The sequence below is a fragment of the Spirillospora sp. NPDC049652 genome (assembly GCF_040675125.1).
In the GTDB taxonomy this organism is placed as follows: domain Bacteria; phylum Actinomycetota; class Actinomycetes; order Streptosporangiales; family Streptosporangiaceae; genus Spirillospora.
Genome location: NZ_JBFAOF010000558.1, coordinates 1 through 4,771, shown reverse-complemented (window position 1 = coordinate 4,771; position 4,771 = coordinate 1). Strand labels below are relative to the sequence as shown.

The following is a 4,771-nucleotide window of genomic DNA, read 5'->3' as shown; positions in this document are numbered from 1 at the left end:
ACCACGAGCTCGTCACCGGCGCGCTGCCCCCCGGCCCGCACCGGATCACCGCGGCCTCGGCGCGGCGGTCCGGAACGGCGGTGACGGTGGGCTTCACGGTACTTCGATGATTCCCTACCAAAATAGGGGAGATCACACCCGGGGAACCTTGACGCTGCCGGGCGGCGACTAGATAGTGATCACCATGCTTGAACGGCCCCTCCGAATCCTGCGACCCGCCGCCGCGGTCGCCGCCCTTCTGCTCGCCGCCGCGTGCGGCGGCGGATCATCCGACGGCGCGTCCGACGACGGCAGCCCCGGTCCCGCCACGTTCACCTACTGGACGACGAGCTGGACGCCGGAGCAGATCAGCCAGATCGACGCCGACTTCGCCAAGGCGCACCCCGGCCTGCACTCCAAGGGGCAGTTCATCGCGAGCGCCGACCAGTACCTCCCCAAGGTCATCTCGGCGATCAAGTCGAACACCCAGCCGACCGTCCTGCTCACCCAGAACGCCTCCGACCTGCCGGAGATCGCCCAGAGCGGCAAGCTCATCCCGCTGGACGGCGACCTCAAGCAGCAGACGAGCGATCTCTACCCGGGCATCAAGGACGCGCTGTTCTACAAGGGCAAGCAGCTCGGGTTCGCGCGCTCCGGCGTCGGCGACATCGTGCTGTTCTACAACAAGAAGGACTTCAAGGAAGCGGGCATCGCCAACCCGCCCGCGACCTGGGCCGAGCTCGTCGAGGACGCCAAGAAGCTCACCAACCCGGGCAAGAAGCGGTTCGGCTACTACGTCCCGCTCGGCGAGGCCGAGTGGATCACCTTCGCGTGGATGCCGCTGCTGCGCGCCAACGGCGGCGACCTGCTCACCCCGGACGGCGCCCGGTCGGCGTTCAACACCCCGCAGGGCGTCAAGGCGCTGCAGACCTGGATCGACCTGATGACCGCCAAGGCGGCGCCGACGACCAGCTTCGCCCAGGCCGGCAGCTTCGACGGCGCGCCCGCGTTCGCCAGCCACACCGTCTCGATGATGGCCGACGGCCAGTGGGCCGTGGACACCTTCAAGAAGGCCGGGCTCGACTTCGGCGTCGCGCCGCTGCCGCGCGGCGACGCGGGCCCCTCCACCTCGGTCGGGATGGAGGTCGCGGCGCTGCTGAAGACCTCCAAGGCGCAGGAGCGGGCGGGCCTGGAGTTCATCCGGTACCTGGCGACCCCGCAGGTCGGCGCGCACCTCGCCGCCGCGAACGGCGGCCTGCCGTCCGCGCCGGACCAGCTCCAGCAGCCCGAGCTGAAGGACCACATCGCCAAGGACCCGTACTACCAGACGTTCGCCGACGGGTTGAAGTTCGGCAAGGGGCGTCCGATGACCCCCGCGTACAACGCGGTGTCCGAGGCGCTCTACACCGAGATCAGCAAGGCGCTGCGCGGGCAGCAGACCGCGCAGCAGGCGCTCGCGAACGCCGCCGGCAAGGCCGACAAGGCGCTCAAGGAGCAGGGCTGAGCAGGGTCGCCGTCCGGAGTGCCGGCCGCGTCCGGCTCTCCGGGCGCTTCCGTGCCTCCGGACGGTCCCGGGCCGGCCGGCGCACCTGGGGACTGGCGTACCTGTTCGTCGCGCCGACGGTCCTGCTGACCGTGCTGTTCTCGATCGTCCCGCTGGTGATGCTCGGGTGGCGCAGCCTGCAGAAGGGCAACGTCTTCGGCACGTCCCTGCGGTTCGTCGGCCTCCGCAACTACCGGGACATGCTCGCCGAGGGCGGCGGCCGGGCCCTCGGCGTCACCGCCGAGTACACCGTCGCGTTCGTGCTGGCGACGATGGTCCTCGGGCTCGTGCTGGCGCTGCTGCTGAACGCGCGGGTGCCGGGGGCGAGGAGGCTGCGCGCGCCGTTCGTCATCCCGCTCGTGGTGCCCGCCGTCGCGACCGCGCTGATCTGGTCCAACCTGTTCGCGCCCCGGTTCGGCCTGGTGAACCGGCTGCTGTCCGGCCTCGGCATGGACGAGGTCGACTTCATGTCCCGGCCCGGGCCCGCGCTGGCGATGGTGGTCCTGTTCGGCACCTGGCAGTTCTTCGGGCAGAACGTCATCCTCTACCTCGCCGCGCTGAAGACCCTCCCGCAGGACGTGCTGGAGGCGGCGAGCGTGGACGGCGCGGGCGGCTGGCAGCGGTTCCGGCACGTGCAGTGGCCCATGCTGCGCCGCAACACCCTGCTCATCCTGGTCGTCACCACGCTGACCGGACTCCAGACCTTCACCCAGATCTACGTGCTGACCGGCGGCGGGCCGGGCGGCGCGACCCGCACCGCGCTCTACTACGTGTACGACGAGGGCTTCGCCAAGTTCGACGCGGGCCGCGCCGACGCGATGGGGATGCTGCTGTTCCTCATCTCGCTCGCGGTCACCGGTCTGCAGATCGCGATGCTCGGCCGGAGGGACGACCGTGCCTAGGATGCTGGCCCACCGCGCGGCGGTCTACACGCTGCTCGCCCTGGCCGTGCTCATCGTGATGTTCCCCCTGGTGTGGATGGCGCTGACCGCCGTCAAGTCCAACGGGCAGATCATCAACCCGGCCGCGCCGCTGTGGCCGGCGGAGTGGCACTGGTCGAACATCCCGACCGCGTGGGGCAAGGCGCCGTTCGCCCGCTGGTTCGCCAACACGGTCGTGTTCGCGGCCCTGGCGACGCTCGGCCAGCTCGCCGCCGGGATGCTCGCGGGCTACGCGTTCGCGATGTTCGACTTCCCCGGCCGCCGCCTGCTGTTCGCCGTCGCGCTGAGCGGCCTGATGATCCCGTTCAGCGCGATCATCGTCCCGGTGGCGCAGATCCTCGGCGACCTGCACTGGCTGAACACCTACCAGGGGCTGGTCGTCCCGAACATCGCCTCCGGGCTCGGCACGTTCCTGTTCCGGCAGTTCTTCCTGGGCGCGCCGCGCCAGCTCGGCGAGGCCGCCCGCATCGACGGCGCGTCCGAGCTGCGGATCTTCTGGCAGGTGTACGCGCCGCTCGCGCGGCCCGCGACGGCCGCGCTCGGGATCATCCTGTTCCTGCAGAACTGGAACAACTTCCTGTTCCCGCTGATCGCCGTGAACACCACGAAGATGCAGGTCATCTCGCAGGGGCTCGCGGTGTTCCAGTCCCAGATGACCACGCAGACGCAGTACAACCTCATCATGTCGGCGTCGCTGATCGCGATCGTCCCGGTGCTGCTGGTCGCGGTCGCCGCGCAGCGGCACATCGTGGAGGGCATCACCCTCGGCGCGGTGGACTGACCGGGTCAGCGCCGGGAGACCAGACTGGCCCGGGGGACCGGGTCGGGTCGGGGGAGCGGCTCCGCGCCGGCGAGCGCGGGCTCGGGCCGGGGGAGCGCGACCGTCGCCTGGCCCGCCGCCGCCGCGGCCGCGGCCGGACGGTATCGGAACACGTGCCGGTACGACTGCGGCGACAACCCGGCCACCCGGACGAAGTGGTAGCGCAGGTTGGCCGCGCTCCCGAACCCGGTCCGGCGGGCGACCTCCTCGACCGGCAGGTCCGTCGCCTCGAGCAGCTCCTGCGCGAGCCGGACGCGCTGCTGGAGCAGCCACTGCAGCGGCGGGACGCCGAACGCGTCGCGGAACCGGCGCAGCAGGGTGCGCTCGCTCATGTGCGCGGCCCGGGCGAGCTCCGCGACGGTCAGCGGCAGGTGCAGGCGCTCGGCCGCCCAGTCCAGAGCGGGCGCGAGGTCGCCGTCCCGGTCGCCGCCCACCGCCGGACGGGCGATCTGCGGCTGGGCGCCCTCCCGGTGCGGCGGGACGACCATCCGCCGCGCCACCTCGGCCGCCACGGCCGCGCCGTGGTCCTGCCGCAGCAGGTGCAGGCACACGTCGATCGCCGCCCCCGAGCCCGCCGTGGTGATCACGTCGCCGTGGTCGATGTAGAGCGGCCCCGAGTCGAGCCGGACGTCCGGGAAGCGGTGCGCGAAGTCGGTGGCGTTCATCCAGTGCGTCGTCGCGCTGCGGCCGTCCAGCAGCCCGGCGGCGGCCAGGATGTAGGTGCCGGTGCAGAGCGCGACGATGCGGCTGCCCCGGCGGTGCGCCTCCCGGACGGCCGCGACCAGGTCGGGCGGGGGCGAGAGCTGGGCGGCGCGGGACAGTGCCGCCACCACCACCGTGCCGGCCTCCGGCAGGTCGTCGAGGCGGTGCCCGGCGTACAGGCTGAGGCCGCCGGTGGACGGCAGCGGCCCCCGTTCGGCGGCGTACGTCCGCAGCTCGTACCAGGGGTCGGCCAGGTCGCTGCGGTCGATCCCGAAGACCTCGCAGGGGACGGCCAGCTCGAACACCGGCGTTCCCGGCGTCACGGCCAGCCCGATGACGTGTCCGGACATGGCGGAAATTCTACGCGGGACGGCGTATCCCTCCCTGGCCGCGCCGACCCGTCCGCCCGAGGCTTGGATCTCGTGAAGAACACCGAACCGAACGCCCTCGGCGCGCGCGCGGACGCGGGCGCCGCCCGCCGCGCGAAGGAGACGGGAACGGCCCCGGGCCCAGCCGGGACCTCCGGCGGACGGCTCACCCTCGGGCAGGGGACCGCGATGTACGTCGGCGCGGTCCTCGGCACGGGTGTGATCGCGCTGCCCGCGCTCGCCGCCCGCGCGGCGGGACCCGCCTCCCTGGTCGCCTGGGCCCTGCTGGTGCTGATGTCGGTCCCGCTCGCCGCGACCTTCGCCGCGCTCGGCGCGCGCCACCCCGACGCGGGCGGCGTCTCCACCTACGCCCGGCTCGCCTTCGGCCCGCGCGCCGCCGCCGTGGTCGGCTGGTGCT

The 4,771-nt window shown here is 72.5% G+C and carries 5 protein-coding genes; 4 read left to right on the top strand and 1 reads right to left on the bottom strand.

The window, feature by feature from the left end; translation table 11 throughout:
• Positions 1-184 precede the first annotated feature (184 nt).
• The 3 genes from AB0J52_RS27755 to AB0J52_RS27745 all read left to right on the top strand — a co-directional run bounded on the left by AB0J52_RS27755 (position 185) and on the right by AB0J52_RS27745 (position 3,244).
• Positions 185-1,483: an ABC transporter substrate-binding protein gene (locus tag AB0J52_RS27755; RefSeq protein WP_500185320.1), complete on the top strand. Its 1,299-nt coding sequence runs from the start codon at positions 185-187 to the stop codon at positions 1,481-1,483.
• 131 nt (positions 1,484-1,614) lie between these two features.
• Positions 1,615-2,424, top strand: coding sequence for a carbohydrate ABC transporter permease (locus AB0J52_RS27750; RefSeq protein WP_500185318.1), 810 nt, complete (start codon positions 1,615-1,617; stop codon positions 2,422-2,424).
• Position 2,425: 1 nt separating this feature from the next.
• Positions 2,426-3,244: a carbohydrate ABC transporter permease gene (locus AB0J52_RS27745; protein ID WP_500185317.1), complete on the top strand. Its 819-nt coding sequence runs from the start codon at positions 2,426-2,428 to the stop codon at positions 3,242-3,244.
• A gap of 5 nt (positions 3,245-3,249) precedes the next feature.
• Here AB0J52_RS27745 and AB0J52_RS27740 read toward each other — a convergent pair whose 3' ends face one another.
• Entirely contained in the window at positions 3,250-4,335 is a 1,086-nt protein-coding gene (locus AB0J52_RS27740) for a GlxA family transcriptional regulator (protein ID WP_500185315.1), read from the bottom strand.
• A 72-nt stretch (positions 4,336-4,407) separates the two neighbouring features.
• Here AB0J52_RS27740 and AB0J52_RS27735 point away from each other — a divergent pair.
• Positions 4,408-4,771 (top strand): amino acid permease (locus AB0J52_RS27735; RefSeq protein WP_500185313.1); only part of this gene is annotated, 364 nt, incomplete at its 3' end.